The following is a 25,739-nucleotide window of genomic DNA, read 5'->3' as shown; positions in this document are numbered from 1 at the left end:
GGGTGTCCTTGGGCGGCGGTTAAGGTTCTATGCCATACAGATCGCAATATTCCAGCCAATCCATCCCGGCCATTTCCGCGACTTCACGGTGCACTTCCAACCGATGCGCCTGATACTCCTCTGGCGAATCAGTGGTCAGTTGCAACGTTAACTCCCAAGCAAACAGTCCGAGATTTTCCGCTTCGGCTTCAAACGCTTCATGCAGACGTTCTTCACGATACTGCGCTTGCGTTTCGCCCTTGGCCTGGGCCAGCAACGGGTTGAGGTGATCGAGGGTTTCGCGCAGTTCGGGACGCGCGTCGAGAAACACTTTCAGGGCATGTTCATGTCGCTGATCGGTAGGCGCCATATGTTTTCCTTGTGAGGCTGATGACCTTAGGTTGCCGCAGCGGCCTGCGTCTGTCGCGCTATAAATGCAGTAAAGCAGAACGATTCCTGCTGCTGCGATGATACAGTCCGCTTTTTTCTGAATGAGCGAATGCAATGCGAATTCTGATGGTAGCGCTGGCCGCGACACTGCTGGCCGGTTGCGCAGGCTCGGTGATGGACGATGCTCGCACGAAAACCCCGTACAAAGTGTTGACGTCGGACAAAGCCGAAAAAGACGTGGCGCGCTGTGTGCAATTCGGCTGGCAAGATGAAGCGGTGTTCGGCGTGGATGCGGCGGCGTATCTGGAGCCGCGTAAATCGGGCGGTACGACGGTTTATACCCGTTCGGCGGAGTCGTTTGTCGATGTGCTCACTGAAGCGTCGGGAACGACGCTGAATTACTACGCGCAGAAGGATGACTTTGTCGCCAAGCGCCGGTTGGCGGCGTTGGCGACCTGTCTGTAGGGCCAATGGTGGCGTTGAGGCTCAAGCCGCCTTCGCGAGCCTGCTCGCGAAGGCGCCAACGCAATCAACTGATAAGCCGCTTCTGGAAGAAATGCCGCTTATGCCCCAGTGGGTAATCCAGAATCTCTCCGCATTCGCTAAATCCAAGCTTCTTGTAAAACTCAGGTGCCTGGAAGGAGAAGGTGTCGAGCCAGATGCCAACGCAGTCTTTTTCTCGCGCCAGATCCTCCGCCCGCTGCATCAACTGCGAACCAATGCCCTTGCCGCGGCCCTGTTCCGGCACCGCCAGCAACTCAATGAACAGCCAACGATAGAACGTGTGCCCATACAAGCCTCCGAGGATAGCGTCGTGTTCATCACGCACTAACAGAGCGATCGGCTCGAATGTCGAAGGCCCGGCTTTGGCAACGTTGTGCGCGCGCAGCGGCGCGAGGATGGCTGTGCGTTCTTCCTCGGTAGGGTTTTGTGACAGCTCGATTCGCAGGTTCATGCCCGACTTCCTTGTGATGTGAGCCCGCAGCCTATCCTGCCCAGTGGTGATCTTCCAAGCCCCTCTCAACCCGGTGGAACTGCTGCTCACGCGCTGGGGTCTAGCTTTTACAGCGTCATTCCAGCACGCGGTTGATGAGGATCCCCCATGAATATTTTCGAAGCCCTTCGCGAAAGCCATGATCGCCAGCGTCGCTACGCCAAGACCCTGATCGAAACCAGCGGCGATACGCCGGAGCGGGTCGAAGCCTACAAACAGCTCAAGGCAGAGCTCCAGGCTCATGAAACTGCTGAGGAGCGCCATTTCTACATTCCGTTGATGGAACTTGATGAGGGTGTCGATCTGAGCCGCCACGCCATCGCTGAACACCATGAAATGGACGAGATGATGGAAGAACTCGACGAGACCGAGATGTCCAGTCCGGCGTGGTTGGCAACCGCGAAGAAGCTCTCGGACAAGGTTCATCATCATTTGAAAGAAGAAGAGCAGAAGTTCTTCCAGATGGCCGGCAAATTGCTCAACGAAAAACAGAAAGAACAGCTCGCCGGGCAATACGAAAAGGAGTTTCAGGCACAGTTGTCGTGAGTACTGAATGGCAGTTTTTGCAGCGTCGGCGTGTAATCTTTTGGCGTCATCTCGGGTGGGCGTTATCGTAAATAACTGTATATACATCCAGTGTTTGCGGTGTTTTGCGGGCTTTCACCCACTGACTGCGACAAAACCGCCGATGGACAAAAAATTCGCCTCCGTTAGCTTGAAGGCCTCTCCTCGGAAAGGAGAGTTCTTAAATCAACGGAGTGAAAAACATGAACCAACCACAAACACAATCCCAACTGCGACACGGTCGTGTCATTTCCCCTGCAAGCCGCGGTGCGGTTGCCATTGAGCAAGGATTGCTCGGTGCCTGGCAGGTCAACGAGATGGAAGGCGGGAAGAATTTCCCGGCGCTGGCAGCGGGGCCGTTTCCGGCGCCTTACCAGAGCGACTCGGACAGTGTCACGCCGCCGGCCGACGGCTACATTCTCAGCGGTGGCAAGAGTGATGCCCGCGACTGCGTGAACTTCACCAATGAGGAGATGAGCAAGAAGCTCGCTCGTCCGTTCACCTGGCCGCTGCTCAATGTCACCCCGGGACAAACCCTCGAAATCAAGTGGGAATACACCGCACCGCACACCACTCGCGGCTACCGCTGGCTGATCACCAAGGATGGCTGGGACCCGAAACAGCGCATCAATCGTGCGCAACTGGAAGCCCAACCGTTCTTCGAGGACTTCTACACTCAGGTGCCGTATTACAGCTACCCGAATGAGCTGAAGGCCAAGGTCAATCACGCGGTGAAACTGCCGGCCAACAAAAAAGGCCATCACGTGATCGTGCTGATGTGGATTGTTGCCAACACCGGCAACGCCTTCTATCAGGCTTTCGACGTCGACTTCAAATAACGGCGCAGCGTCGCCAAACCCACACGTTCTGAAGGATTAGAACATGTCAAAAATCGATTTCTCTTTAGTGCAAAACGCCGCGAGCGATGCCGCCTCGCTGATGCCGAGCATTGCCGGCAAAAAGATCCTTATGGGCTTCTGGCACAACTGGCCCGCAGGCCCGAGCGATGGTTACCGCCAGGGCCGCTTTGCCAACCTCTCGCTGGAGGAAGTGCCCAAGGAGTACAACGTCGTCGCGGTGGCCTTCATGAAGGGCAGCGGCATTCCGACCTTCAAGCCGTTCAACGTTTCCGATGCCGAGTTCCGCCGTCAGGTCGGTGTGCTCAACAGCCAGGGGCGAGCCGTGTTGATTTCCCTCGGTGGTGCCGATGCGCACATCGAGTTGCGCAGCGGTCAGGAGCAACCGCTGGCCAATGAAATCATCCGTCTGGTGGAGACCTATGGTTTCGACGGGCTGGACATCGATCTTGAACAGAGCGCGATTGATTTCGCTGCCAACAAGACCGTCCTGCCGGCCGCACTGAAACTGGTCAAGGATCACTACGCAGGCCAAGGCAAGCACTTCATCATCAGCATGGCCCCGGAGTTTCCGTACCTGACCAGCACCGGCAAATACGTGAGCTACCTGCAGGCGCTGGAAGGCTACTACGACTTCATCGCCCCGCAGTTCTACAACCAGGGTGGCGACGGCGTCTGGGTACAGGAAGCCAATAACGGTGCGGGTGCATGGATTGCGCAGAACAACGATGCGCTGAAGGAAGATTTCCTTTATTACCTGACCGAAAGTCTGGTGAGCGGTACACGCGGCTTCACCCGCATCCCGGCGGACAAGTTCGTCATAGGCCTGCCGGCCAACAATGACGCGGCCGGCACCGGTTATGTGATCGACAAAACCGTGGTCGGTAACGTCCTCAAACGTCTGGCGATCAAGGGGCTGCCGATCAAAGGCCTGATGACCTGGTCGGTAAACTGGGACAACGGCACCAGCAAGGATCTTGTGCCGTATAACTGGGAGTTCAGCCGGCGTTATGGACCGTTGATTCACGGGGTCGGTTCCGCCGAGTCGGATGTCGATGACAAGCTGTCGCACATCGCTCGTTAGCTGCAAATAAAGAAGCCCGGTAGCGCTGCCGGGCTTTTTTTGTTCGCGCAATTATTCGACCATGGCGGCTTACTCAGGAAACGGGAACAAGCGTCATGTCCAACACAGCCGAGCGGGTCAGCATCGTCGACACTCAGGTGTTGTCCCATGACTGGTATCTGCTGAAGAAAATCACCTTCGACTATCACCGCAACAACGGCGAGTGGCAGCGTCAGACCCGTGAGGTCTACGATCGTGGTAACGGCGCAGCGATTCTGCTGTTCAACCGCGAGCAGCGCACGGTGGTGCTGACCCGACAGTTCCGCTTGCCGGTGTTCGTCAATGGCCATGATGGCTTGCTGATCGAAGTGGCGGCCGGGTTGCTCGAAGGTGTCGCCCCGGAGCAACGGATTCGCGATGAAGCCGAGGAGGAAACCGGGTATCGCGTGCACGATGTGAAGAAGGTATTCGAGGCCTACATGAGTCCCGGTTCGGTGACCGAGAAGCTGCATTTCTTCATTGCCGAATACGATGCTGCGTCGAAGGTCAGCGACGGTGGCGGTCTGGAAGAAGAGACCGAAGAACTGGAAGTGCTGGAGTGGGGTTTCGACGAAGCGCTGGCGGCGTTTCAGCGCGGTGAGATCTGCGACGCCAAGACCATCATGCTGTTGCAGTATGCGGCGATGAATAACCTGTTTGCCCAATAAATCAAAAGATCGCAGCCTTCGGCAGTTCCTACAGGAAAACGCATTCCAGGGTAGGAGCTGCCGAAGGCTGCGATCTCTTGATCTGTTTTAACTGACTAAAACAGATCCCCGGTTTTGCCAATTGGCGACCAGTCGCCACCTTCAAGGGTCAGCAGGCGTTCTTTAGCCTCCAGCCCCCCGGCAAACCCGGTCAGCTTCCCCGAAGCGCCAATCACCCGATGACATGGCGCCACAATGGAAATCGGATTGCGTCCGTTGGCGGCACCCACTGCCCGCACGGCGGTGGGATTGCCAATCTGTTCGGCAATCTGGCTGTAGGTGCGTGTCTCGCCAAAGGGAATGGTCAGCAGCGCCGCCCAGACCTTTTTCTGAAAATCGGTGCCGGCGAAATCCAGTTCGAGGTCGAAGCTGTTCCGCGTCCCGGAAAAATATTCTACGAGTTGCCGAGCGGTTTTCTGCAGGACCGGATTGTCGGGTGCTTCAGTCATCGGCCCAAGGCGCACGCGGTTCGGTTTGTCGTTTTCCCAGAGGATGGCTGCCAGTCGTGAACCGTTCGCGACCAGCTTCAGCTCGCCGACGGGCGAGGGCAGGGTGATGAACGTGTAAGACATGACGGCAGGCTCCGGATCAGGGCGGCAACAGCGCCCAGCATACTGCCTGATCGGGGAGGCGCAATACGCAAAGCCGACCATACTGCTTGGTGCTCTTGCAGCGTTCCCGCTCTGTTCTGCACAGACCCTGAAAACAAAAAAGAGATCGACTCATGAAGTACGAACCTTTGGCCAAATCGCTGATAGCGACCTCACTGGCGCTTAGCTGTCTCATGGCTCACGCGGCGTCGGTGGCACCGGTTGCCGCGGAAAACGGCATGGTGGTCACCGCACAACATCTGGCCACCCATGTGGGCGTCGACGTATTGAAAAGTGGCGGTAATGCCGTCGATGCCGCGGTTGCCGTGGGTTACGCACTGGCGGTGGTCTATCCCGCAGCCGGCAACCTCGGCGGAGGCGGCTTCATGACTATTCAACTGGCGGACGGGCGCAAGACCTTCCTCGATTTTCGTGAAAAAGCGCCACTGGCGGCCACCGCCAACATGTACCTCGACAAGGAAGGCAACGTTGTTCCCGACCTGAGTACCCGTGGCCACCTGGCGGTGGGCGTGCCGGGCACCGTGTCCGGCATGGAGTTGGCGCTGAGCAAATACGGGACCAGGCCGCGCAAGGAAATGATTGCGCCGGCGATCAAACTGGCGGAAGACGGTTTCGAGCTGCAGCAGGGCGACGTCGAGCTGCTGGAGTACGCCACCGACGTGTTCAAAAAGGACATGCGCGACTCCGGTTCGATCTTCCTGCACAACGCCGAGCCGATGCAGGTCGGGCAGAAACTGGTGCAGAAAGACCTCGGCAAAACCCTGCGGAGCATTTCCGAAAAGGGCGCTGACGGTTTCTATAAAGGCTGGGTGGCCGACGCCATCGTCACCTCCAGTCAGGCTAACAAAGGCATCATCACCCAGGCCGATCTCGACAAATACAAGACCCGCGAACTGGCTCCGGTGGAGTGCGATTACCGCGGCTACCACGTGGTCTCGGCACCACCGCCAAGCTCCGGCGGGGTGGTGATCTGCCAGATCATGAACATTCTTGAAGGCTACCCGATGAAGGACCTGGGCTTCCATTCGGCTCAGGGCATGCACTACCAGATCGAAGCCATGCGCCACGCTTATGTCGATCGCAACAGCTACCTTGGCGATCCGGATTTCGTCAAAAACCCGATCGAGCATCTGCTGGACAAGAACTACGCGACCAAACTGCGCGACGCGATCCAGCCGCAAAAGGCCGGCGTGTCAGCTGAACTCAAGCCCGGCACGGCGCCCCATGAAGGCAGCAACACCACCCACTATTCGATCGTCGACAAGTGGGGCAATGCGGTGTCGGTCACCTACACCCTCAACGACTGGTTCGGCGCAGGTGTGATGGCGAGCAAGACCGGGGTGATCCTCAACGATGAAATGGACGACTTCACCTCCAAGGTCGGCGTGCCGAACATGTACGGTCTGGTGCAGGGTGAAGCCAACGCCATTGCCCCGGGCAAGGCACCGCTGTCATCGATGAGCCCGACCATTGTCACCAAGGACGGCAAAGTGGTGATGGTGGTCGGTACACCGGGCGGCAGTCGGATCATCACCGCGACCTTGCTGACCATGCTCAACGTCATCGACTACGGCATGGGCCTGCAGGAAGCGGTCGATGCGCCACGTTTCCACCAGCAGTGGATGCCGGAGGAAACCAACCTCGAAGACTTCGCCGCCAGCCCCGATACGAAGAAGATCCTCGAGAGCTGGGGGCACAAGTTTGCCGGGCCGCAGGACGCCAACCACATCGCCGCGATTCTGGTCGGTGCGCCGTCGCTGGGCGGTAAACCGGTCGGCAAAAACCGCTTCTACGGCGCCAACGATCCACGCCGCAACACGGGCTTGTCGCTGGGTTACTGAGGGGCGTAAAAAGGGGGCGGGCTCACTCCGCCCCTTTCTCAAGGACTGATCAAGGAAGGCTCATCATGACCACCGCATTACTGATCATCGACGTCCAGCGCGCCCTCTGCTCGGGCGAATATCAGTGCTACGACATTCAGCGCGTGATCGACACCATCAACGGTCTCAGTGCGCGCGCACGCAGGGCCGGCGTGCCGGTGGTGCTGATCCAGCATGAAGAAAAGGACAGCCCGTTGGCCCATGGTGAAGAAGGCTGGCAACTGGCCGAAGGGCTTGAGACAGCGCCGAACGATCTGCGCCTGCGCAAGACCACCCCGGATTCGTTTTACCAGACTGACTTGAGTAAATTATTGCCAAGTGAAGACTTCGAACGCCTGATTATTTGCGGTCTGCAAACCGACTACTGCGTCAACGCCACCGTGCGCCAGGCCCATCAATTGGGTTATGACGTAGTGCTCGCCGCCGACGCGCATTCCACCGTCGACAACGGCAATATGAGCGCCGAAGACATCATCGGCGAACACAACAAGGATCTGGCGCACCTGACCGGCTCCGTGGCGCGTATCGACGTCAAACCCGCAGCCGACATTACGTTCTGACAGCGCATACAAAACCCTGTGGGAGCGAGCCTGCTCGCGAAGGCAGTGTGTCAGTCGACATTGATAGTGGCTGATCCACCGCGTTCGCGAGCAGGCTCGCTCCCACAGTGATTGAAGAAACCTGATTGCTATGTACATCAAGGATTTCCGGCAGCAGCACTGGCATACTGCCCGCCGTCCGAAGAATGGAATCTCCCGATGTTCTCTACCCCTCTGCGTCATGCCTTGCTGCTGACGTCCCTTGCGTTTGCCTCTGTCCCCCACGCCAGCAGTTTCGATTGCGCCAGTGCCGCCAGCAAAACTGAAAAAGCCATTTGTGGCGACCCGCAGATTTCGCTGCTTGATGAGAAGCTGGGCAAGCTCTGGCACTCGACATTGGCTAATGTCCCCGATGCCAAAGCCCTCAAGACTGATCAGCGACAGTGGCTGAAAAGTCGCAACGCCTGCGGTGAACAGACGGCCTGTTTGCAGCGTCAGTATCTGATGCGCCTGACCGAACTGGAGCATGTTACTCAACCCTTCAGTTGGGACGCGACCTGGCAGCTCATTCCGCCGGGGACTTCAACATCGGCGACGGTGATAACTCAGCGTCGCGATGCCACGCACATCAGTATCGACATCACGGCGGCTGAGGGCGGCAACTCCGGTGATCTGGCTGGCGTTGCCACACTCAAGGAAGGTAAAGCCGTTTACTCGGAAGATGAGTGCACCCTGTTGTTCACCCCCATCAATGGTGTGCTGGATATTTCTCTGGTGGGTGCAGGCGGATATTGCCGTGCCGGGTTGGGCGTCTACTACACCGGTCGTTTTGTCGCTTCGCAGCAACCGCTGACGCTGGATTACGACATGCTCAGCCTGGGGCTGGCGCAAACACCGGAGGAGAATCAGGCACTGCACACGTTGCTCAAGACTGATTATCAGACACTGGTGGAAAAGTCCGGCTCCTTGATGACTGGCGAGCCAGGCACCGATGTGCCGGGTAGTCAGGTCTGGGAGATGTGGATGCGCGGCCTGGGTGGCACCGGCATCGTGATGCGGTCAGCCGATGGCCATTTCTGGGTCTTGTTGGTTACCGATGACAACACCGGTCACTCGCGCCTGCGCTATTACACCGGCGTTGCGAAATGGAAAAAACGCCTACCCGGCGCCTTGCACGACTGGAACGAGCGCATGAAAGATCATCTGGAACTCCCCGTAGACTTCATGCCCTGATCTGCGCAGCACTCCTCCATCACGTCGCAAACAACACACCACGAATCTCGCCTACCCGCGGCGTCACCACCACGCCCTCCAGCACCATCCGCGTAATCGTCTGTGCCGCCGTTTGATAATCCTCATCCTGCGGCACTTCGCGCCCCATGATCCGGCCCATCTGCCAGCCGATGTTGGTGTAAGTACGCGTCGCCGACCAGATGAACAGCATCAAGTGCTCTGGATCCACCGGAGCCAGCAAGCCGCGCTCGATCCAGCTGCGCAGACATTCAACGTTGCGCCGCGCTTCGGCCTGCAACAGATCACGGCACTCGTCGGGCAACTGTCGCCCGCCCAGTAGCAACTCGCCACTGAACACCTTGGCAATCGCCGGATGCTCGCGGGCAATGCGAATGCGTGCGGCCACGTAGGCGCGCAGTCCCGTCAGTGGATCATCACTTTCACGCAGCACCGCCGAGGCTTCCAGCAGCGGTTCGACGAACCCCAGCAGCACTTTGCCGTAGAGGTTTTCCTTGGTCTGGAAGTAGTAATACAGATTGGCCTTGGGCACCCCGGCACGCGCCGCAATGTCGCGGGTCTGGGTGGCGTCGAAGCCGTTGGCGGCGAATTCTTCGCTGGCGGCAGCGAGGATCAACTGCTCGTTGCGTACGCGGATGGCGCTCATGGACACACAGTTTGGCTGGACGGCATGAAAAGGTTCTGGTGATGTCGGTTTCGCAATATACAAAACTATATAGCGATGAGGCCAGCACACTTGATGCGCAGCGCTATGCTGTTTCGATCATTGGCTGAAAAAGGAGCGGGCACATGACCCTTCACGCGCTGCGGGCCGGCGAGACACACCTGGATGCGGTGGCGCAGTTGTTCGACGCCTACCGAGGCTTTTACCAGCAACCATCGAACCTCGAGCAATCGCGAACCTTTATCGCCGAGCGTATGGCCGGCAACGAATCAGCGATTTTTCTCGCTCAGGATGAAAAAGCTCAGGCGTTGGGATTCGTGCAGTTGTATCCGACGTTCTCGTCCATCGATGCCCACCGCACCTGGCTGCTCAGCGACCTGTTCACCGCACCCGCCGCCCGTGGGCGTGGGGTGGGCCGATTGTTGATGAACACGGCGCGCGACTTTGCCTTGGCGACCGGCGCCAAAGGGCTGGTGCTGGAAACCGCCACCGACAACTTCACAGCTCAAGGCTTGTACGAATCCCTCGGCTACGTGCGTGACAGCGGGTATTACACCTACATCCTCGACTTGCGGCAGGGCTGAGCAACTTTTTTTGCCGATATCCCCAATTCAGGCTTTCGCCCGAAGGCTGCTCTCTCTAGAATCCGCCCGGCCTTCACAATGAAGGCGCAATGCCATCATTTGGATGTGTACACATAGGGACGGACATCATGCAATTCGGGAAAATGCTGGCGCTGGGGCTGGTACTTGCGCTGGGCGGTTGTGCCAGTTTCACCAAAGACGAAGTGGCGCCGGTGACTATGCCGTCGATGGCCAACTACGCCAACAAGCCAAACGTCTACGTCGATTTCGACTTCTATCAGGGCGAACCGAAAAGCGGCTCCGCCGTGGAAGTGCCGCAAGCGCGCGATCAACTGAAACCACAGCTGCAAAAAATCCTCACTGACTCGGGTCTGTTCGGCCGCGTCACCCTGGACGAGTTCCAGAAGCAGCCGGGCGATTACAGCCTGCGTCTGAAAATGTACAACCATCCACCGAATGCCGGTTCCATGGTGCTGGCCTTCATCAGCGGCTTCAGCATGATGGTGATCCCGGCGTACGGCACCGATCAGTACACCTTGAGCCTGGAAGGCATGGATGGCCAAGGTCAGGCCCTGACCACCGCGAGCAACCACGATGCGATCGGTACCTGGATCGGTATCTGGTTCATCCCGCTGATGGCCAACACGCCTAAAGACGCGGTGAATGACACCTTCACCCGTCAGGTCAACGCGCTGCTCAAGCAGATGGTTGATAGCAAGAACCTGAAATACTCGGCACTCGAAACCCGCATTCCACGGGCCTGAAGCGAAAAAAAAGAGCCGCAATTGCGGCTCTTTTTTGCCCTTACTTCAGGGCCTGAATGAACTGTGGATCGCTGTACAGTTCCTTGAGCAAGTCACGCACCATCGGGTTATAAGCGTTGACCGCATTCGGGATCGCAATGAAACCGAAGAAGCTGCTGCTCCACTGGCTGCTGACATTTTTGGTGGCGTCATACACCACATCGTTGCCGTTCAGCAGGGTAAAGCGAGCGGCCAGTTTGCCGTCGCCGGTGCCCATGCCGGCGGACAGTTCGTTTTTCACCACCAGCACTTTCAACTGACGTTGAGCCTGCGGATCGAGCAGACCGGCCTTGCGCAGTTCTTCGGTGATCGCGTCCTGAATGTGCGCCGGGATGCTGCCGGACGGCGAGCGAACCGGGTTGGCGCGGACCACCAGCGAACCTTCACCGGATTCGGCCGTGACCTGAGGATTGCTGATCGCGTGCAGCGGCGGGGTTTGTTTGAGCTTTTGCACGTTCTCGAAGCTTGGCTCGTAACGGGTCATGGTCATGCCACAGCCTTGCAGCAGCAGAGCCAGCATCGGGATCAACAACAGCGACTTCTTCACGGCAGTTCCTTGCGTGGGAATAGAGCGGGCGCGAATTATGGGCAGAGTGCCATCATTGAGCAACCTCGTTCGTTTGCGCGTTGAGCAATCGCTCGATCTGCGCCAATTCCCAGGTACTGAGCAAACTCACCGGATCGGTGCCATAACGCTGCCAACTGTCCAGCGTGCCTTCTTGCCCGTCGCCGTTGCGGGCACATTCACAGTGATGTAACCGCCCACCTTCAACATCCAGCAGTAACTGCCAGCCCTCGATATCGACCGCGACCAGCCCGGCGGCGGCAGGCCATTCGCAGATTTTCAAAGCGAGCACGCCCAGCGCCGCTTCACGCAAACGCTGGCAGACCTCGCGGGCGCTCAGAAATGCAGACATGTTCAACTCAATCAGCAGAGGAGCGCGCCAGCATAAAGCCCGGGTCGACAAGTGTCAGCGTTCACTGGCCCGATCCGCGACAATTCCGTAACATCCGCAACCCTCTTTTTCCCGAACACCTGCAGCCGCGCTCGGTGGCTGCTCGATAGGTAAGCCATGAAACCGATTCGTCTGCGCGCCGATGTCCTGGCCGGACTCACCACTTCGTTTGCCCTGTTGCCCGAATGCATTGCGTTCGCGCTGGTGGCGCACCTCAATCCGCTGATGGGTCTGTACGGCGCCTTCATCATCTGTACGCTGACCGCGTTATTCGGCGGGCGACCGGGCATGGTTTCCGGCGCGGCGGGTTCGATGGCGGTGGTCATCGTCGCGCTGGTGGTGCAGCACGGCGTGCAGTATTTGCTGGCGACGGTATTGCTCGGTGGCTTGATCATGATGGCGTTCGGCTTGCTACGCCTGGGCAAACTGGTGCGCATGGTGCCGCACCCGGTGATGCTCGGCTTCGTCAACGGCCTGGCGATCATCATTGCGCTGGCGCAACTGGAGCACTTCAAGAGTGGTGAAGACTGGCTCACGGGTACGCCGCTGTACCTGATGGCCGGGCTGGTGGCGCTGACCATGGCGATCGTCTACATCCTGCCGCGCCTGACCCGCGCGGTGCCGCCGGCACTGGTTGCGATCCTCGGCGTTGGCCTGCTGGTCTACCTGTTCGGCCTGCCGACCCGCACCCTTGGCGACATGGCACACATCGCCGGTGGCTTGCCGACCTTCGCCGTGCCGGACATCCCGTGGAATCTTGAAACCCTGCGCATCATCGCGCCGTACGCGATTCTGATGGCGCTGGTCGGTCTGCTGGAAACCCTGCTGACGTTGAACCTGACCGACGAAATCACCGAAACCCGTGGCTACCCGGATCGCGAGTGCGTGGCGCTCGGTGCGGCCAACATGGTCTCGGGTGCATTCGGTGGCATGGGCGGTTGCGCGATGATCGGCCAGACCGTGATCAACCTCAGTTCCGGTGGGCGCGGGCGCTTGTCCGGCGTGGTCGCTGGGGTGCTGATTCTGTTGTTCATTCTGTTTCTGTCGCCGCTGATCGAGCGTATTCCGCTGGCGGCGCTGGTGGGTGTGATGTTTGTGGTGTCGCAGCAGACTTTTGCCTGGGCGTCGTTGCGGGTGGTGAACAAAGTGCCGCTCAATGATGTGCTGGTGATCATCGCCGTGACCACTATCACCGTGCTCACCGATCTGGCCACCGCTGTGCTCTGCGGCATCATCATCGCCGCGCTCAACTTTGCCTGGCAGCAGGCTCGTGAGTTGTACGCCGATGCGCATCTGGAAGCTGACGGCAGTAAGCTTTATCGCCTGCATGGCACGTTGTTTTTTGCTTCGACTACGCCGTTCCTCAATCAGTTTGATCCGGCCAATGACCCGGCTCGCGTGACTTTGGATTGTCGGCATTTGAGTTTTGTCGATTATTCGGCGATTGCGGCTTTGAAGACTCTGCGGGAGCGTTATGCCAAGGCGGGTAAGCATTTGCAGGTGTTTCATTTGTCGGAGCGTTGCAAGAAATTGCTCAAGCGGGCGGGTGAGGAGCATCACTGATCAGCTGTGGGTATGGCTATGGTTGTCTGGATTACGGAGTACATATCCATTGCTGCGGTAACGGCTACTTAGGGTTCCGCCCTTACGGCGGGTCACTTTTTCCAGACGCCGAAAAAGTAACCAAAAAGGCTTGCTCCTACGTGCGGCCCGCTCGCTGGGGCTCGGGGTTCCTTCGCTCCGGGATCGATCCGGGCGCAGCGTCTCCGGTTTGCTTCGCTGCACCTACTCCCGCTGTGTTCGACTGCGTCGAACGGTCGCTGCGCTCCCACGCCCGGATCAATCCCTCCACTCAGCCTTCCGACGTCGCCCGTGGATCAAGATCAAAAGCGGCAGCCGAGCTAACGCTCATCCTGTTGAGTGGTTAGAAGCAGATGCGGTGGGGGCTGTTTTTGCTTTTCTGTGGGAGCGGGCTTGCTTCGGGTGGCGGTCCGATGAAGGCGGCCTGGCAGCCGACCTGTTTCTGGCGGATTGTAGGCGATCCAATTGTAGGAGTGAGCCTGCTCGCGATGGCTTCGGGTCGGTCAACGATGCTTTGAATGACACGCCGCTAGCGCTTGCAGATTCGCTCCCACTGGTGTTGTTGTGTGTGGTCAGACTTCAGATGGCCGGGAAGTCGATATCGGTCAGCGCCGCATTGTTCAGGTAGTTGGTCAGGCTCTGCACGGCCACCAGCGCAATCACTTCAATGATCTTCACGTCGTCGATGCCGGCAGTGCGGGCGGCGGCGATCTGTTCGTCACTCAAGTGGCCACGGCTTTCAGTCAACTGGCGGGCGAGGGTGGCGTAGGCGTTGAGTTCGCCCTGACGTGCGGCGACGATGTCCTGCGCCGACAGCCCGGACTTGCCGGCAAACAAAGTATGCGCGGCCAGGCAGTAGTCGCAGCCGTTGACCTGTGATGTGGCGAGGTACACGGCTTCTTTTTCCTGGGCGCTCAACGAAGTCTTGCCGAGGATCGCCGAGGCTTGTACGTAGGTTTCGAGGGCCACCGGTGCTTTGGCCAGGGTGGTGAAGACGTTGGGCAGGAAACCGATTTTCTTTTTCACGCCTTCCAGCACAGGGCGGCTGGCGTCGGCGGCGGTTTCGAGGCTGATAGCGTGGATGCGGCTCATGGTGATTCTCCGAAAGTCCGGTGCGAAGTGCGCCGGGGATGGAGGTCATGTTATTGAGCCGGGCTGGTGGATTGGCGGCAAATCGTCGAGGATATGCGACAGATCGTCCAAATATGCCCTTGGAGCCGTTCATGGATCGCCTTTCAACATTGCTCAGCCACTTCGGCGTAAACGCCGGTACTTTCCACAGCGGCACGTTTTGCGGCGTCAGCGTTCATGACAACGAACCGGTCGGGCATGTGCATCTATTGCAGGCCGGCGAGTTGCTGCTCAAGCCGGGCAGCGAACGTGAAATCCGCTTGACCGAGCCGTCGCTGATCTTCTTCCCCCGGCCCTTCGCCCATCGCATGTTTGCCGACGAAGCCATGGATACCCGATTGGTCTGCGCATCGCTGACGTTTGACGGCGGCTCCGGCAATGCACTGGCGGCGGCACTGCCGGATTATCTAGTGCTGAAACTGACGGACATCCCGGAACTGGGTAACACCGTGGAATGGCTGTTCAAGGAAGCGTTCGAAGGTCATTGCGGGCGCGTAGCGGTGATGGATCGCCTGTTCGAATTGCTGGTGATTCTGCTGTTGCGGCACTTGATCAGCAGTCGCGAACAACAACCGGGAATGATCGCCGGGCTGGCCGATCCACGCCTGTCCCGTGCCTTGAACCTGATGCACGAGCAACCCGAAAAACCTTGGAGCGTGGCGGATCTGGCGTCTGTCGCCAACCTGTCCCGCGCCGGGTTTGCCGAGCAGTTTCGCCGGGTCGTCGGGCAGACACCGGCCGATTATCTGCTGAGCTGGCGCGTCAGCCTGGCGCAGAAACGCCTGCGCGAAGGCAGACCGATTGCGCTGATTGCCGAGGAGGTCGGTTACGAAAGTCCTTCGGCGCTGGCCCGGGCGTTTCGGCGCAAGACCGGGCTCAGTCCGCGCGAGTGGAAGGCCGGCGCCTGAAGATCATCTGGCGAATTTCTTCGCCCCGGCCACGCACAGGATCACCCCCAGCGTCACGGTGAGCATGCCGAGGCTGACGTGTTCATGCAGCAGGGTCGCGGCCAGCGCCAGACCGAAAAACGGCTGCAGTAATTGCAACTGACCGACCGCGGCAATCCCGCCCTGGGCCAGGCCGCGATACCAGAACACAAAGCCGATCAGCATGCTGAACAGCGACACATAGCCCAGACACAGCCACGCCGTCAGACTGATCGTGCTGAACGAGGCGGGCGCCAGCCACAGACTCAATACCGCCATGAGCGGTAGCGCCAGCACCAGCGCCCAGCAAATCACCTGCCAGCCGCCGAGGGTTCGCGACAGCTTCGCGCCTTCGGCATAGCCGAGGCCACAGGCCAGAATAGCGGCGAGCATCAGCAGGTCACCGGTGGGCGAGGCCGCCAGCCCTTGCGCAAGGGCGAAGCCGACCACCAGCGCGCTACCGAGAATAGAGAATATCCAGAACACCGGTCGCGGCCGCTCACCGCCGCGCAGCACGGCAAAAATCGCCGTGGCCAGTGGCAGCAAGCCGACAAACACAATCGAGTGCGCCGACGTCACGTGTTGCAGGGCGAGTGCGGTCAGCAGTGGAAAGCCAAGCACCACGCCCATCGCGACAATCAACAACGACAACCACTGATCGCGCGCCGGGCGCCGCTCGCGAAACAGCCACAACAGCGCCACCGCCAACACTCCGGCGATGGCGGCGCGGACCACGGTGAGAAACACCGGATCGAACTCCAGCACCGCCAGACGCGTGGCCGGCAGCGAACCGCTGAAGATCACCACGCCGATAAAGCCGTTGATCCAGCCACTGGTTTTTTCCAGGGCCGGCGTCGTCAGATTCGAAGTCCTTTCCATCGCCGTTCACGCTCAGAAGTGGGTTGCGTTGCGGTTATGCTAGAGCCGAGAATCAGCACAATCAAAGAATTGTCATGGATACATCCAGGATGCCACGTTCGCGCTACAAGACACTGGTTGACGCCTATGCGGCGGACATTCGCTCGGGCATGTTGCCGCCAGGTACACGGTTGCCGACCCATCGGCAATTGGCGGCTCAGGAAGGGTTGGCGCTGGTCACGGCCTCGCGGGTATACGCGGAGCTGGAAGCGATGGGGCTGATCAGCGGCGAGACCGGGCGCGGCACGTTTGTCCGCGAAACCTCGTTGTCGCCGGGGCAGGGCATCGATCAGAAACAAGTGGCGGTCGGCATGATCGACCTCAATTTCAATTACCCGTCGTTGCCCGGTCAGGCGGATTTGTTGCGCAGCGCGTTGCGCCAATTGGCCTTGTCCGGTGATCTGGAGGCGTTGCTGCGTTATCAGCCGCACGCCGGTCGTGCTCACGAGCGCGCGTCGGTCGCGCGGCATCTGCTGATGCGCGGGGTAAAGGTCGAGGCCGAGCAAGTACTGATCGTCAACGGCGCCCAACAAGGGCTGGCGGTGACGCTGATGGCGCTGCTCAAACCCGGTGAAGTGATTGCCGCCGATGCGCTGACCTATTCCGGGTTCAAGGTGCTGGCCGAAGCGCTGCATCTGGAGGTCGTAGCCATTCCGCTCGGTGATCAGGGGCCGGATCTCGCCGCGCTGGACAAACTCTGTCGCAGCCGCTCAGTGCGCGCCGTGTACAGCATGCCGACGCTGCACAATCCGCTGGGTTGGGTGATGCCGTTGGCACAGCGCGAGCAGTTGGTGGCGATTGCCCGTCGGCATGATCTGACCCTCATCGAGGACGCAGCCTACGCGTTTCTGGTGGAAAACCCACCGCGTACGCTGATCGATCTGGCGCCGGAGCGCACGGTGTACGTCTCGGGTCTGTCGAAAAACATCGCCACGGGCCTGCGCGTCGGTTTCATCGCCGCCCCGACCGACGTGGTGCCAGCACTGGAACGCATCATCCGCGCCACGACCTGGAATACGCCGGGCGTCATGACCGCCATCGCCTGCGGCTGGCTCGACGACGGCACGGTGACGCTGCTGGAGGAACAGAAACGCAACGACGCCAAGGCGCGGCAGGCATTGGCGAGCGAAGTATTGAAAGGGCTACCAAGCATTGGCCATCCGGCGTCGTACTTCTTGTGGCTACCGCTGCCGGAAGATGTGCGCGCCGATCAGGTTGTTGTAGAGCTGATGCACGAGCAGATTTCGGTCACCACGGCTGAACCGTTTTCGGTGGCAAGCCATGCACCGCACGCGATTCGCCTGGCGTTGGGCTCGGTAGAGATGGACGTGTTGCGTCAGGCGTTGATGACGGTCAGAAAGATCATCGCGGCTTACCTGTAGACTCGCCCTCGGCCGTGCCGCAGCTCTGAGGAAGGGCCTGCTGCGCAGGCCCGCGGGAGCAAGCTCCCTCGCCACAAAGTGCTAATCTTGCGCCGCCGTTTTATGCAGAGCCGGACATCCAGATGAAAAACACCGTATCACTCGCCCTGGCCTTGAGCCTCACCGCAGGCCTGTTCACTACTGCTGCTAATGCCGCAGGCGATCCCGACGCCGGCGCGAAAATCTTCCCACGCCTGTGTGGCGGCTGCCATCAGGTCGGCGAATCGGCCCGTCCGGGATTCGGCCCACAGCTCAACGGCATCATCGGCCGTCCGGCTGGTACGTCGGCCAACTACGTGTATTCCGAGGCGATGAAAAACTCGGGAAAAACGTGGGATCGCGAGACGCTGATCGCCTATCTTAAGGATCCGAAAGGTGTAGTGCCCGGTACGCGGATGATCTTCTGGGGGCTGAGTGATGAGGAGAAACTTGATAATTTGCTGGCGTACCTCCAGACCTTCTCGCAATAACGGCAGCTCCTGCAGGGACTTTGTGTGGTCGATCACTTGAAATCGTAATCGGCACAAAGCAATCTTTTTCGCGGAACGCTGCACTTGGCCACGGGTCGATAGGGTACTGATGCGTTATTGACCTATCGCCCGGTTCACCGTCGCACTCAAGGAGCCCACCATGAAATCTTTGCTACTGGCCGCGCCGTTGTTGCTCGTCACCGGACTCGCACACGCTGGCATCCCCCTGTTCAACGCCACGTGCCCAGGCAAGATCGAAGTGCACGCCGATGAAGGCGGGCCGATCTACATCAATGGCAAGGAAGGCCAGTTGAAGAAATTCAATGAGAACTACTTCGAAGCCAAAGGCGCGGGCGTGACCATTTCCCTGAGCATCAATCCCGATGGTTCGCCTGCGGTGTCCTACACCGGGAAGAAGCGGGCCAACGGGATTTGCGAAGTGAAGAAGGCCTGATTACGCCACTTGGTTACGGCCCGCCGCTTTGGCTTGATACAGCTGTTGATCGGCGCGTTTGATCAGTGCGTTGTGGCTGTTGTCGGCCGGGTCCGCCAGGCCGACGCCGATGCTGACCGTCACTTGCCCGATCACGGCGAAGTGAGCTTCGGCGACCGCCACGCGGATCTTCTCGGCGACGACTTCCGGGGTGTCGGGTTTGGCGATCTCCGGCAACAGCACCGCGAACTCTTCGCCGCCGTAGCGGGCGACGAAATCGGTGGTGCGCAGGCTGCTCTGAATCAACTGCGCCAACTGTTGCAGCACATCGTCACCCACCGCGTGGCCGTGGCTGTCATTGATGCGCTTGAAGTGGTCGGCATCGATCAGCAGCAGGGCAAACGGCCGCCCGGTGCGGCGGAACAGCAGGGTGTATTCGGTAAGTTTCTCGTCGAAGCGGCGACGGTTGTAAACACCGGTCAAGCTGTCGTGAGTCGCCAGGCTCAGCAGTTCGGCGTTGGCTTGTGTCAGCGCCGCAGTGCGTTGCGCCACCGTGGCTTCCAGCGAAGCATTGGCCTCTTGCAGTTCGCGCTCCTTGCCGAGCAGTGATTGCGTCATGGCATCAATGGATTGGCCGAGCTGGGCGATTTCCCGCACCGGGTGTTGCAACGGAAATTGCGCGCCGGGCTGGTTGTGCTGTACCTGCCGGGCCGAGCGCGCGAGTTGTTCGATCGGACGGCTCAGGTACAGCGCCAGGTAGTAGGCCACCAAGCCGAACAGTACTGCGGCGACCACGCCCAGGATCAGCAATTTGTACATCAGCAGGCGCGCTGGTTGCAGTGCGGTTTCCAAAGGCTGGCGCACCGCGATCGACCATGACAGCGCGGTGCTTGACGGCGTCGGCACCTTGACCATGCTGGTGAGGAATCCATTGCCTGCGGTCCAGCCTTGTCCCTTGGTGTCAGTTGCCAGTTGCTGCCCCATCAGCGCTTCCGGGTAGAGCACCTTGCCATCGTGATCGATGATCAACGCTTCAATATCCGGCGTTGAATTTTTATGCGAGAACGCCGCCGACTCGACAATGCGTGTCACCCAACTCCAGTGCGCGTGGGCGCCCAGTACACCAATTACCTGGCCGTCGGCGTTACGGATCGGCGCGGCGAAGTCGATGAAGCGCAGCGGTTCACCGTTCGGCAGGGCCGGCAGCTTTTTCGCCAGCAGCACCGCCTCATGGGGATCGCCGGTGTACTCACCGCGCAACCCGGCCTGGAACCACGGGCGTTGTTGCACCGATTGGCCGACCAGCAGGTCGTTCACCGCTTGATGCACCTTGCCCTCAGCATCGGTGACGCCCATCCACGCATACTCGGCGCGCGCCTGGGTGCGCAGTTGCATCGATTTCAGAATCGCCGGGTTGTCCAGATCGCCACGCTCCAGATGCGGCGCACGGCTGAGCAGATACACCTCCAACTGGCGTTCACGCAGTTTCTCGCCCAATAACGATGCGGCCGAACGCGCGGTGTTAAGCAAGGCATTGCCGCTGGCCTGCTTCATCTGTTCAGTGGCGATATGGCCGACATAGAAGCCCACGCTCAGCAGCGTCAGCAGGGATAAACCGGCAAACCAAAGGGTGAGGTGGCTACGCAGACTGGCTTTGAGCATGGGCTGGCGACGTCTGTTTTGGAGTTGTGGCCGCATGGTATGCGCAATGGGCGGTGGGTGGCCAGTCGGGTAATGGATGACGGTGTGACATAGAAAAGCCCGGCTGATCAGGCCGGGCTTTTTAGGGGATTGCGGTGAAGCCAGTGATTTATGCGACGCGGCGTTCGATCAGACGATCAGAACCACCTTCGGCAACGCGGCGTTCGATCAGACGATCAGAACCACCCTCGGCAACGCGGCGTTCGATCAGACGATCAGAACCACCTTCGGCAACGCGGCGTTCGATCAGACGATCAGAACCACCTTCGGCAACGCGGCGTTCGATCAGACTATCAGAACCGCCTTCGGCAACGCGGCGTTCGATCAGGCGATCAGCGCCGCCTTCGGCAACACGGCGTTCGATCAGACGATCAGCGCCGCCTTCGGCAACACGGCGTTCGATCAGGCGATCAGCGCCGCCTTCGGCAACACGGCGTTCGATCAGACGATCAGAACCGCCCTCAGCGACACGACTTTCAATCAACTTGTCCGAACCGCCTTCAGCGATTTGGGTGTGTGCCGGGGTGGCGGCAAAAGCGTTAATGGCGAAAACCGAGAAAGCGATGCTGAGAAGGGTCTGGCGTTTCATGATCGTGTGCTCCGGGGTGTTGTTGGTTTGTCTGGAGCCGATGTTACGCCGTGGATTTTTTATGAGAACTTCATTGCCGTGATGGTAAACATCGACCGCAATGATGGTTCACCGATCCCCCGTAGGAGCTGCCGTAGGCTGCGATCTTTTGATCTGGCCGTTTCTCAGAGTGACTTCGCCGCCCGAACACACAGCTCACCCGTAGCCCGTGTCAGGGCAAGTTCATGCAGCGCATCATGGGTCAGGCCACTGCGCGCCTTGGCCAGCCACACCGGGCAATTCGCATCATGGCGATACGGCGCAAAATCGGCGTATTGCTGCAGCAGCCGGCTTTGCAGCTCATCCAGACGTGGGCGAATCTGCTTGCCCAGGTCGGGGCGCGGCGTGTCCGGCGCGGCACCGGCCGCCTGCCATTGCGTGAGCAAGCCGTACTGCACCAGTTTGTTCGCCTCCATTTGCGCGGCGATCAGTTGCGCGACGTCCTCAGGGTCGAGCTGGCGCTCGGTGGCCAGCGTTCGCGCGTTGGCGATGACCTGAGCCTCACGAGGGCTGTCCTGAATCGGCTTGCCACTGTCCCATTTGGTCAGCGCGACGAGGTCGCCGATGTTCAGGCGTTCGTTGAGCGTTTCCAGTAACGGCTTCAACGTTTCGGCGGGCGCGGCGGCGTGAGCGCTGGTGGCGAGCACGGCGAGGAGGGTGGCGGTCAGCAGATGGGCAAAGCGCGGCATGAACAGAGCCTCAATGGGAAAAATGGGAGTGGGCAGTTGTTTACCACAGCCGGCCACGGGCACCTACAGATCCGTGCCAATTACACAGGCGTGGGCATCGGTCATAAACACCGATTTGAAATGTTAATTGCGCCTCGCGTGCAACTCACCGAAGCTATCCTCCATCAGCCCTCCCGCCGTCGAGATGGACCTCTATTCAATGCAAGCCGTCGCCCAACGCCCACTCTGGCACACCTACCTGCTGTTTCTCGCGCCGATGGTGCTGTCGAACTTTCTGCAATCAATGTCGGGCACGGTCAACAGCATCTACATCGGTCAGATGCTCGGCACCCAGGCGCTGGCGGCGGTCTCGGGGATGTTTCCCATCGTGTTCTTCTTTATCGCACTGGTGATCGGCCTCGGCGCGGGCGCCGGGGTGTTGATCGGTCAGGCATGGGGCGCGCGGGAGCCGCACATGGTCAAGGCGATTGCCGGGGCGACGCTGTTGCTCGGGGTGCTAATCGGTCTGGCGGCGGCGGTGCTGGGCAGCGTGTTCGCGCGGCAGGCGCTGACGGGGCTGGGGACGCCGGCGGATGTGCTCGACGATGCGGTGGCGTATGCCCATGTGATGATGTGGATCTTGCCGTCGCTGCTGGTGTTTGTGTTGTTCACGCAGCTGTTGCGCGGGGTCAGCGATACGCTGTCGCCATTGCTGGCGCTGATGGTCTCGACCTGCGTCGGGCTGGCCCTGACACCGGCGCTGATTCGCGGCTGGTTCGGCTTGCCGCAACTGGGTATTCAGAGTGCGGCGTACGCCGGGCTGGCCGGTAACCTGGCGGCGATGGCGTGGCTGGCGTGGCGCCTGATTCGCAAGGGCCATCCGCTGGCGCCGGACCGCGAGTTCTTTGCCGCGCTGCGTCTCGACGGGGTGATTCTCGGCAAGGTCTTGCGCATCGGTCTGCCGACCGGCGTGCAGATGATTGTGCTGTCGCTGTCGGAGCTGGTGATTCTGGCGCTGGTCAACCAGCACGGCTCGCAAGCGACGGCGGCGTATGGCGCGGTGACGCAGATCGTCAACTACGTGCAGTTCCCGGCGTTGTCGATTGCGATCACCGCATCGATTCTCGGCGCACAGGCCATCGGCGCCGGGCAACTGGAACGTATGGGACCGATTCTGCGCACCGGTCTGTTGATCAACGTGTGCCTGACTGGCGGTTTGATTGTGCTCGGTTACCTGTTGTCGCACTGGTTGCTGGGCCTGTTCCTGACCGAGGACTCGACGCGGGCGATGGCTGAGCATCTGCTGCACATCATGTTGTGGAGCCTGTTGGTGTTCGGCTTCCAGGCCATCATCGGCGGGATCATGCGCGCCAGCGGCACGGTGTTGGTGCCGGTGATCATTGCGATCATTTGTGTGGTCGGTGTGCAACTGCCGGCGGCGTACTGGCTGGACGGGCAATACGGCTTGCAAGGCGTATGGATGGCGTTTCCGGTGGCGTATCTGGGCATGCTGGTGTTGCAGACCCTGTATTACAAACTGGTCTGGCAGCATCAGAAGATCGAGCGGTTGGTGTAGGCGCTGGCGTAACGCGCGGATGTTTGCTTAAGTCAATCGAGGCCCTCGACGGCCAGCCCCGCCCGGAGAATCCCCATGTCGATCCGATTGCTGCTGGCTGCCGCGTGTTCGCTGTGTGTCGTCTGTGCAGCGCAGGCTGTCGAGTACACGCGGGTCAATACCAACGCCAGTCAAATCAGCTTCACCTACAACCAAATGGGCTCGCCGATGTACGGCACCTTTGGCAAGTTCGAGGCGACGCTGGACTTTGATACCGATAACCTCGCCAACGCCCGTACCACGCTGCACATCGATCTCAACAGCATTGATGCCGGCAGCGAAGATGCCAACACCGAGCTGGTGAAACCGGCGTGGTTCGACACCGAAAAATTTCCCGTGGCAGTGTTCGAATCAAAGCGTTTTACTCAAAAAGCCGAACATCGTTACTTGGTCGATGGCCAACTCACCCTCAAAGGCATCACCCGCGCAGTGCAGGTACCGGTGGAACTGAAACCGGGCAGCGAGATCGGCATTTTCGACGGTGAACTGGTGCTCAAGCGCGACGAGTTCGGCCTCGGCGCGGGGGAGTGGGCGGACACCGTGGTGTCCAAGGACATCGCCATCAAATTCAAAGTGGTGGCGCCACAGCAGTGACGCTCGCCGTTGCAATCAATAGGCCCGCCAGTGCCCCGGCACCCAGCGCCATTGGTTGCCGCCCCAGCGATAGTGCCCGGCAACCCAGTGATAACCCGGCGCCGGCATCACCGGAACCACTTCGACCAGCGGCGGAGGCCGATGCGGACGGGCCGGCTCGACGACGCAACCGGACAACGTAACGGCCACCAGCGTGGCGGCCAGCAGTGCTTTAACGGTTTTCGACATGGTGGTGTTCTCGCAAGAAGTGATGGCCAGGCTGTCGCGCTTTCATCGCACCCAATGCCCCTCGACCCAGAACCAGTTTGGCCCGCGTGCCTGCCAGTGCCCGGGTTTCCAGCGCGCGCCGTACCTCACCGGTTGCCAGTGGCCGGGTATCCACACATAACCGCGTCCTTGCCAGCGCCAATGACCTTGATCCCAGACATAACCGGGGCGCGCGCCGGGCATCACTTCCATGCGCATCGGCGGTGGCGCTTGCTGGACGATCACCACCGGTTGCGCAAACACTTGGGCGCTGCTCAGCGCGGCCAGCGTCAGCGGCACCAGCAGCAGGGTTTTTCGCCATTTGGACAGGGAACGCAAAACGCTCATGACAACTCCTCAAGGCCTGCGTCGAAAAGTGAACGCAGCTGCAGAATTGGATGCCTGATTTGCGAAAGATCCCCTCTGCGGCGGATGAAATTTTTGTCAGACACTGCCCAGCAGGCTCGCTTCCACCTTCGATTTCGTTGCCAATGCAGGCTGGCTCAGCCTACAAGGTATGATGTCGCGGTTTTCCGCCGGAGTTCACCCGTCATGCCACGCATCACCCATTACAAATCCCCATGCCCCGAAGGCGTCAACAGCCAGATCCTGCAGATGGTCGTCGACTACCTGACCGACATCAGCGCGGTTGGTCTTGGCCCGAGCAACCTGCTGTACAACGTCTATCAGTACGCGGTCGGTTATGAGGTGCATCTGTATCTGGAAGCGTTGAATGGCGAGAAGGGCACCGACGTCGAGTTGCTGGTCGCCACCGACGAGGATGATCCGGAGCAAGTGGTCGGTTTTCTGTTGTACCTGCCGGTGCAGGGCGACTGGGAAGCCTGCAGCGTGGCTTACATGGCGGTGCGCGAAGGGCATCGGCGTCAGGGCGTGGCGCGGGCGATGATCGGTGAAATGGTCGGGCGTTACCCCCATGCGGAACTGGCCTGCACGGTCGGTAAAGTGCCGTACTTCGAAGCGTTGGGCTTTGAGGTGATTGGCCAGCGTGAAACCCAGGTATTGATGAGCACCCGGCATTACCGCAGCAATGGCTTACGCGGGTTTATCGACACCACGCCGATTTACCGGTCGCTGGAAGTGCAGCAGATCCACACGTACCTGCTGCAGAAAAACGGCAAACGGGCGATGCTCGACGCCGAGAAACAACGCGACCGACACCTCGATCAGACCACCCGCCATGTCGAGGCATTTGTCCGCCAGCGCCTGACCGTGCACTGACCCGGGGTGGTGAAAAAGCCCTTGCTGTGAATCGCGCAGCAAGGGCTTTTTTCTGTCCGCGATTCAGCCGGGTTTGACGCTCATGGTGATCCGCGCCGTGAACACGTGTTTGCCGTCGGTATCGTGAACGGGTTGGCGGTGCGCGTGAAGGGCAGTCCGGCGGACTATCGCGAGTTGCTGGCGCAAGCGGCCTGGCGCTCGATTCGCGCTGATGCGTCGCCGGACAGCTGATTTGCGCAGACAAAAAAAGAGCCTCAAAGCTCTTTGATGGGGAGGAAGTAGAGCCC

Annotated in this window: 31 protein-coding genes and 1 pseudogene; 19 read left to right on the top strand and 13 right to left on the bottom strand. The window is 59.8% G+C overall.

Going from position 1 to position 25,739, the window contains the following annotated elements:
- Positions 1-19: 19 nt before the first annotated feature.
- Complete coding sequence (locus tag BK670_RS15215; protein WP_123451399.1) at positions 20-349, bottom strand: DUF6388 family protein; 330 nt, start codon at positions 347-349, stop codon at positions 20-22.
- A 134-nt stretch (positions 350-483) separates the two neighbouring features.
- On the opposite strand from BK670_RS15215, the gene BK670_RS15210 reads away from it, so the two are divergent.
- A complete protein-coding gene (locus tag BK670_RS15210; RefSeq protein WP_093434342.1) occupies positions 484-834 on the top strand; it encodes a hypothetical protein in 351 nt (116 codons plus the stop codon).
- 64 nt (positions 835-898) lie between these two features.
- Here the strand turns inward: BK670_RS15210 and BK670_RS15205 are convergent, their stop codons facing one another.
- Positions 899-1,324, bottom strand: a complete 426-nt coding sequence (locus tag BK670_RS15205; protein ID WP_123450758.1) for a GNAT family N-acetyltransferase — start codon at positions 1,322-1,324, stop codon at positions 899-901.
- Between the two features lie 147 nt (positions 1,325-1,471).
- Between BK670_RS15205 and BK670_RS15200 the strand changes: the two genes are divergently transcribed.
- From BK670_RS15200 to BK670_RS15185, 4 genes and pseudogenes are all read left to right on the top strand, one after another.
- Positions 1,472-1,909, top strand: coding sequence for a hemerythrin domain-containing protein (locus BK670_RS15200; protein ID WP_123450757.1), 438 nt, complete (start codon positions 1,472-1,474; stop codon positions 1,907-1,909).
- A gap of 221 nt (positions 1,910-2,130) precedes the next feature.
- Entirely contained in the window at positions 2,131-2,766 is a 636-nt protein-coding gene (locus BK670_RS15195) for a lytic polysaccharide monooxygenase auxiliary activity family 9 protein (RefSeq protein ID WP_123450756.1), read from the top strand.
- 43 nt (positions 2,767-2,809) lie between these two features.
- Positions 2,810-3,811: pseudogene (locus tag BK670_RS15190) on the top strand (chitinase); the annotation flags it as partial.
- 152 nt (positions 3,812-3,963) lie between these two features.
- Entirely contained in the window at positions 3,964-4,554 is a 591-nt protein-coding gene (locus BK670_RS15185) for an NUDIX domain-containing protein (RefSeq protein ID WP_123450754.1), read from the top strand.
- A 95-nt stretch (positions 4,555-4,649) separates the two neighbouring features.
- Here BK670_RS15185 and BK670_RS15180 read toward each other — a convergent pair whose 3' ends face one another.
- On the bottom strand, positions 4,650-5,165 hold the full coding sequence (locus tag BK670_RS15180; protein WP_123450753.1) for a methylated-DNA--[protein]-cysteine S-methyltransferase: 516 nt from the start codon (positions 5,163-5,165) through the stop codon (positions 4,650-4,652).
- Between the two features lie 152 nt (positions 5,166-5,317).
- Here BK670_RS15180 and ggt point away from each other — a divergent pair, with 152 nt between their 5' ends.
- The 3 genes from ggt to BK670_RS15165 all read left to right on the top strand — a co-directional run bounded on the left by ggt (position 5,318) and on the right by BK670_RS15165 (position 8,856).
- Complete coding sequence (ggt, locus tag BK670_RS15175) at positions 5,318-7,045, top strand: gamma-glutamyltransferase (protein WP_123450752.1); 1,728 nt, start codon at positions 5,318-5,320, stop codon at positions 7,043-7,045.
- A 65-nt stretch (positions 7,046-7,110) separates the two neighbouring features.
- Positions 7,111-7,644: a cysteine hydrolase family protein gene (locus BK670_RS15170; protein WP_123450751.1), complete on the top strand. Its 534-nt coding sequence runs from the start codon at positions 7,111-7,113 to the stop codon at positions 7,642-7,644.
- A gap of 198 nt (positions 7,645-7,842) precedes the next feature.
- Positions 7,843-8,856, top strand: a complete 1,014-nt coding sequence (locus BK670_RS15165; RefSeq protein WP_123450750.1) for a lysozyme inhibitor LprI family protein — start codon at positions 7,843-7,845, stop codon at positions 8,854-8,856.
- Between the two features lie 19 nt (positions 8,857-8,875).
- On the opposite strand, the gene BK670_RS15160 is transcribed toward BK670_RS15165, so the two are convergent.
- The gene (locus tag BK670_RS15160; protein WP_123450749.1) at positions 8,876-9,520 is read right to left on the bottom strand and encodes a TetR/AcrR family transcriptional regulator; all 645 of its coding nucleotides are present in this window, start codon (positions 9,518-9,520) and stop codon (positions 8,876-8,878) included.
- A gap of 143 nt (positions 9,521-9,663) precedes the next feature.
- On the opposite strand from BK670_RS15160, the gene BK670_RS15155 reads away from it, so the two are divergent.
- Both BK670_RS15155 and BK670_RS15150 read left to right on the top strand, forming a co-directional pair.
- Positions 9,664-10,122, top strand: coding sequence for a GNAT family N-acetyltransferase (locus BK670_RS15155; RefSeq protein WP_123450748.1), 459 nt, complete (start codon positions 9,664-9,666; stop codon positions 10,120-10,122).
- A 128-nt stretch (positions 10,123-10,250) separates the two neighbouring features.
- Complete coding sequence (locus BK670_RS15150; protein WP_123450747.1) at positions 10,251-10,886, top strand: hypothetical protein; 636 nt, start codon at positions 10,251-10,253, stop codon at positions 10,884-10,886.
- A 40-nt stretch (positions 10,887-10,926) separates the two neighbouring features.
- On the opposite strand, the gene BK670_RS15145 is transcribed toward BK670_RS15150, so the two are convergent.
- The gene (locus tag BK670_RS15145) at positions 10,927-11,472 is read right to left on the bottom strand and encodes a hypothetical protein (protein WP_007908120.1); all 546 of its coding nucleotides are present in this window, start codon (positions 11,470-11,472) and stop codon (positions 10,927-10,929) included.
- 52 nt (positions 11,473-11,524) lie between these two features.
- Entirely contained in the window at positions 11,525-11,842 is a 318-nt protein-coding gene (locus BK670_RS15140; protein WP_123450746.1) for a DUF7693 family protein, read from the bottom strand.
- Between the two features lie 156 nt (positions 11,843-11,998).
- On the opposite strand from BK670_RS15140, the gene BK670_RS15135 reads away from it, so the two are divergent.
- The gene (locus BK670_RS15135; protein ID WP_123450733.1) at positions 11,999-13,444 is read left to right on the top strand and encodes a SulP family inorganic anion transporter; all 1,446 of its coding nucleotides are present in this window, start codon (positions 11,999-12,001) and stop codon (positions 13,442-13,444) included.
- A 597-nt stretch (positions 13,445-14,041) separates the two neighbouring features.
- On the opposite strand, the gene BK670_RS15130 is transcribed toward BK670_RS15135, so the two are convergent.
- Positions 14,042-14,554, bottom strand: coding sequence for a carboxymuconolactone decarboxylase family protein (locus BK670_RS15130; protein ID WP_123450730.1), 513 nt, complete (start codon positions 14,552-14,554; stop codon positions 14,042-14,044).
- 131 nt (positions 14,555-14,685) lie between these two features.
- Here BK670_RS15130 and BK670_RS15125 point away from each other — a divergent pair, with 131 nt between their 5' ends.
- Positions 14,686-15,501: an AraC family transcriptional regulator gene (locus BK670_RS15125; protein WP_123450728.1), complete on the top strand. Its 816-nt coding sequence runs from the start codon at positions 14,686-14,688 to the stop codon at positions 15,499-15,501.
- A 3-nt stretch (positions 15,502-15,504) separates the two neighbouring features.
- Here the strand turns inward: BK670_RS15125 and BK670_RS15120 are convergent, their stop codons facing one another.
- Entirely contained in the window at positions 15,505-16,398 is an 894-nt protein-coding gene (locus tag BK670_RS15120; protein ID WP_123450726.1) for a DMT family transporter, read from the bottom strand.
- Positions 16,399-16,487: 89 nt separating this feature from the next.
- Between BK670_RS15120 and BK670_RS15115 the strand changes: the two genes are divergently transcribed.
- From BK670_RS15115 to BK670_RS15105, 3 genes are all read left to right on the top strand, one after another.
- The gene (locus BK670_RS15115) at positions 16,488-17,819 is read left to right on the top strand and encodes an aminotransferase-like domain-containing protein (protein WP_123450724.1); all 1,332 of its coding nucleotides are present in this window, start codon (positions 16,488-16,490) and stop codon (positions 17,817-17,819) included.
- A gap of 122 nt (positions 17,820-17,941) precedes the next feature.
- Positions 17,942-18,328, top strand: coding sequence for a c-type cytochrome (locus tag BK670_RS15110; RefSeq protein WP_123450722.1), 387 nt, complete (start codon positions 17,942-17,944; stop codon positions 18,326-18,328).
- 160 nt (positions 18,329-18,488) lie between these two features.
- Positions 18,489-18,782, top strand: coding sequence for a hypothetical protein (locus BK670_RS15105; RefSeq protein WP_123450720.1), 294 nt, complete (start codon positions 18,489-18,491; stop codon positions 18,780-18,782).
- On the opposite strand, the gene BK670_RS15100 is transcribed toward BK670_RS15105, so the two are convergent.
- The 3 genes from BK670_RS15100 to BK670_RS15090 all read right to left on the bottom strand — a co-directional run bounded on the left by BK670_RS15100 (position 18,783) and on the right by BK670_RS15090 (position 21,779).
- Positions 18,783-20,423: a sensor domain-containing diguanylate cyclase gene (locus tag BK670_RS15100; RefSeq protein ID WP_123450718.1), complete on the bottom strand. Its 1,641-nt coding sequence runs from the start codon at positions 20,421-20,423 to the stop codon at positions 18,783-18,785.
- Between the two features lie 148 nt (positions 20,424-20,571).
- Entirely contained in the window at positions 20,572-21,051 is a 480-nt protein-coding gene (locus BK670_RS15095) for a phage infection protein (protein WP_123450716.1), read from the bottom strand.
- 164 nt (positions 21,052-21,215) lie between these two features.
- Positions 21,216-21,779 carry a chorismate mutase gene (locus BK670_RS15090; RefSeq protein ID WP_123450714.1) on the bottom strand — a complete coding sequence of 188 codons (564 nt, stop codon included), beginning with the start codon at positions 21,777-21,779 and terminating at the stop codon, positions 21,216-21,218.
- Positions 21,780-21,978: 199 nt separating this feature from the next.
- Between BK670_RS15090 and BK670_RS15085 the strand changes: the two genes are divergently transcribed.
- Positions 21,979-23,334, top strand: a complete 1,356-nt coding sequence (locus tag BK670_RS15085) for an MATE family efflux transporter (RefSeq protein ID WP_123450712.1) — start codon at positions 21,979-21,981, stop codon at positions 23,332-23,334.
- A 75-nt stretch (positions 23,335-23,409) separates the two neighbouring features.
- Positions 23,410-23,967, top strand: a complete 558-nt coding sequence (locus BK670_RS15080) for a YceI family protein (RefSeq protein WP_123450710.1) — start codon at positions 23,410-23,412, stop codon at positions 23,965-23,967.
- A gap of 15 nt (positions 23,968-23,982) precedes the next feature.
- Here the strand turns inward: BK670_RS15080 and BK670_RS15075 are convergent, their stop codons facing one another.
- Positions 23,983-24,195 carry a YXWGXW repeat-containing protein gene (locus BK670_RS15075; RefSeq protein WP_007908149.1) on the bottom strand — a complete coding sequence of 71 codons (213 nt, stop codon included), beginning with the start codon at positions 24,193-24,195 and terminating at the stop codon, positions 23,983-23,985.
- Between the two features lie 42 nt (positions 24,196-24,237).
- Positions 24,238-24,561, bottom strand: a complete 324-nt coding sequence (locus tag BK670_RS15070; protein ID WP_123450708.1) for a YXWGXW repeat-containing protein — start codon at positions 24,559-24,561, stop codon at positions 24,238-24,240.
- 204 nt (positions 24,562-24,765) lie between these two features.
- On the opposite strand from BK670_RS15070, the gene BK670_RS15065 reads away from it, so the two are divergent.
- Both BK670_RS15065 and BK670_RS15060 read left to right on the top strand, forming a co-directional pair.
- Positions 24,766-25,452 carry a GNAT family N-acetyltransferase gene (locus BK670_RS15065; protein ID WP_123450706.1) on the top strand — a complete coding sequence of 229 codons (687 nt, stop codon included), beginning with the start codon at positions 24,766-24,768 and terminating at the stop codon, positions 25,450-25,452.
- Positions 25,453-25,557: 105 nt separating this feature from the next.
- Entirely contained in the window at positions 25,558-25,683 is a 126-nt protein-coding gene (locus BK670_RS15060) for a hypothetical protein (RefSeq protein ID WP_259697568.1), read from the top strand.
- Positions 25,684-25,739 lie beyond the last annotated feature (56 nt).

The organism is Pseudomonas fluorescens (assembly GCF_003732425.1).
Lineage (GTDB): Bacteria > Pseudomonadota > Gammaproteobacteria > Pseudomonadales > Pseudomonadaceae > Aquipseudomonas > Aquipseudomonas fluorescens_BE.
The sequence above is the reverse complement of the archived record's forward strand: the minus strand, read 5'-3'. Positions and strand labels throughout refer to the sequence as shown.

Excerpts from the sequence above, each read along its gene's own strand:
- BK670_RS15125 (WP_123450728.1), top strand. The coding sequence starts at position 14,686 with ATGGATCGCCTTTCAACATTGCTCAGCCACTTCGGCGTAAACGCCGGT.
- BK670_RS15130 (WP_123450730.1), bottom strand. The coding sequence starts at position 14,554 with ATGAGCCGCATCCACGCTATCAGCCTCGAAACCGCCGCCGACGCCAGC.
- BK670_RS15165 (WP_123450750.1), top strand. The coding sequence starts at position 7,843 with ATGTTCTCTACCCCTCTGCGTCATGCCTTGCTGCTGACGTCCCTTGCG.
- ggt (WP_123450752.1), top strand. The coding sequence starts at position 5,318 with ATGAAGTACGAACCTTTGGCCAAATCGCTGATAGCGACCTCACTGGCG.
- BK670_RS15205 (WP_123450758.1), bottom strand. The coding sequence starts at position 1,324 with ATGAACCTGCGAATCGAGCTGTCACAAAACCCTACCGAGGAAGAACGC.
- BK670_RS15095 (WP_123450716.1), bottom strand. The coding sequence starts at position 21,051 with ATGAAACGCCAGACCCTTCTCAGCATCGCTTTCTCGGTTTTCGCCATT.
- BK670_RS15090 (WP_123450714.1), bottom strand. The coding sequence starts at position 21,779 with ATGCCGCGCTTTGCCCATCTGCTGACCGCCACCCTCCTCGCCGTGCTC.
- BK670_RS15200 (WP_123450757.1), top strand. The coding sequence starts at position 1,472 with ATGAATATTTTCGAAGCCCTTCGCGAAAGCCATGATCGCCAGCGTCGC.
- BK670_RS15180 (WP_123450753.1), bottom strand. The coding sequence starts at position 5,165 with ATGTCTTACACGTTCATCACCCTGCCCTCGCCCGTCGGCGAGCTGAAG.
- BK670_RS15210 (WP_093434342.1), top strand. The coding sequence starts at position 484 with ATGCGAATTCTGATGGTAGCGCTGGCCGCGACACTGCTGGCCGGTTGC.
- BK670_RS15110 (WP_123450722.1), top strand. The coding sequence starts at position 17,942 with ATGAAAAACACCGTATCACTCGCCCTGGCCTTGAGCCTCACCGCAGGC.
- BK670_RS15115 (WP_123450724.1), top strand. The coding sequence starts at position 16,488 with ATGCCACGTTCGCGCTACAAGACACTGGTTGACGCCTATGCGGCGGAC.
- BK670_RS15195 (WP_123450756.1), top strand. The coding sequence starts at position 2,131 with ATGAACCAACCACAAACACAATCCCAACTGCGACACGGTCGTGTCATT.
- BK670_RS15070 (WP_123450708.1), bottom strand. The coding sequence starts at position 24,561 with ATGAGCGTTTTGCGTTCCCTGTCCAAATGGCGAAAAACCCTGCTGCTG.
- BK670_RS15155 (WP_123450748.1), top strand. The coding sequence starts at position 9,664 with ATGACCCTTCACGCGCTGCGGGCCGGCGAGACACACCTGGATGCGGTG.
- BK670_RS15085 (WP_123450712.1), top strand. The coding sequence starts at position 21,979 with ATGCAAGCCGTCGCCCAACGCCCACTCTGGCACACCTACCTGCTGTTT.
- BK670_RS15160 (WP_123450749.1), bottom strand. The coding sequence starts at position 9,520 with ATGAGCGCCATCCGCGTACGCAACGAGCAGTTGATCCTCGCTGCCGCC.
- BK670_RS15150 (WP_123450747.1), top strand. The coding sequence starts at position 10,251 with ATGCAATTCGGGAAAATGCTGGCGCTGGGGCTGGTACTTGCGCTGGGC.
- BK670_RS15105 (WP_123450720.1), top strand. The coding sequence starts at position 18,489 with ATGAAATCTTTGCTACTGGCCGCGCCGTTGTTGCTCGTCACCGGACTC.
- BK670_RS15140 (WP_123450746.1), bottom strand. The coding sequence starts at position 11,842 with ATGTCTGCATTTCTGAGCGCCCGCGAGGTCTGCCAGCGTTTGCGTGAA.
- BK670_RS15100 (WP_123450718.1), bottom strand. The coding sequence starts at position 20,423 with ATGCTCAAAGCCAGTCTGCGTAGCCACCTCACCCTTTGGTTTGCCGGT.
- BK670_RS15120 (WP_123450726.1), bottom strand. The coding sequence starts at position 16,398 with ATGGAAAGGACTTCGAATCTGACGACGCCGGCCCTGGAAAAAACCAGT.
- BK670_RS15135 (WP_123450733.1), top strand. The coding sequence starts at position 11,999 with ATGAAACCGATTCGTCTGCGCGCCGATGTCCTGGCCGGACTCACCACT.
- BK670_RS15185 (WP_123450754.1), top strand. The coding sequence starts at position 3,964 with ATGTCCAACACAGCCGAGCGGGTCAGCATCGTCGACACTCAGGTGTTG.
- BK670_RS15075 (WP_007908149.1), bottom strand. The coding sequence starts at position 24,195 with ATGTCGAAAACCGTTAAAGCACTGCTGGCCGCCACGCTGGTGGCCGTT.
- BK670_RS15065 (WP_123450706.1), top strand. The coding sequence starts at position 24,766 with ATGCCACGCATCACCCATTACAAATCCCCATGCCCCGAAGGCGTCAAC.
- BK670_RS15215 (WP_123451399.1), bottom strand. The coding sequence starts at position 349 with ATGGCGCCTACCGATCAGCGACATGAACATGCCCTGAAAGTGTTTCTC.
- BK670_RS15080 (WP_123450710.1), top strand. The coding sequence starts at position 23,410 with ATGTCGATCCGATTGCTGCTGGCTGCCGCGTGTTCGCTGTGTGTCGTC.
- BK670_RS15170 (WP_123450751.1), top strand. The coding sequence starts at position 7,111 with ATGACCACCGCATTACTGATCATCGACGTCCAGCGCGCCCTCTGCTCG.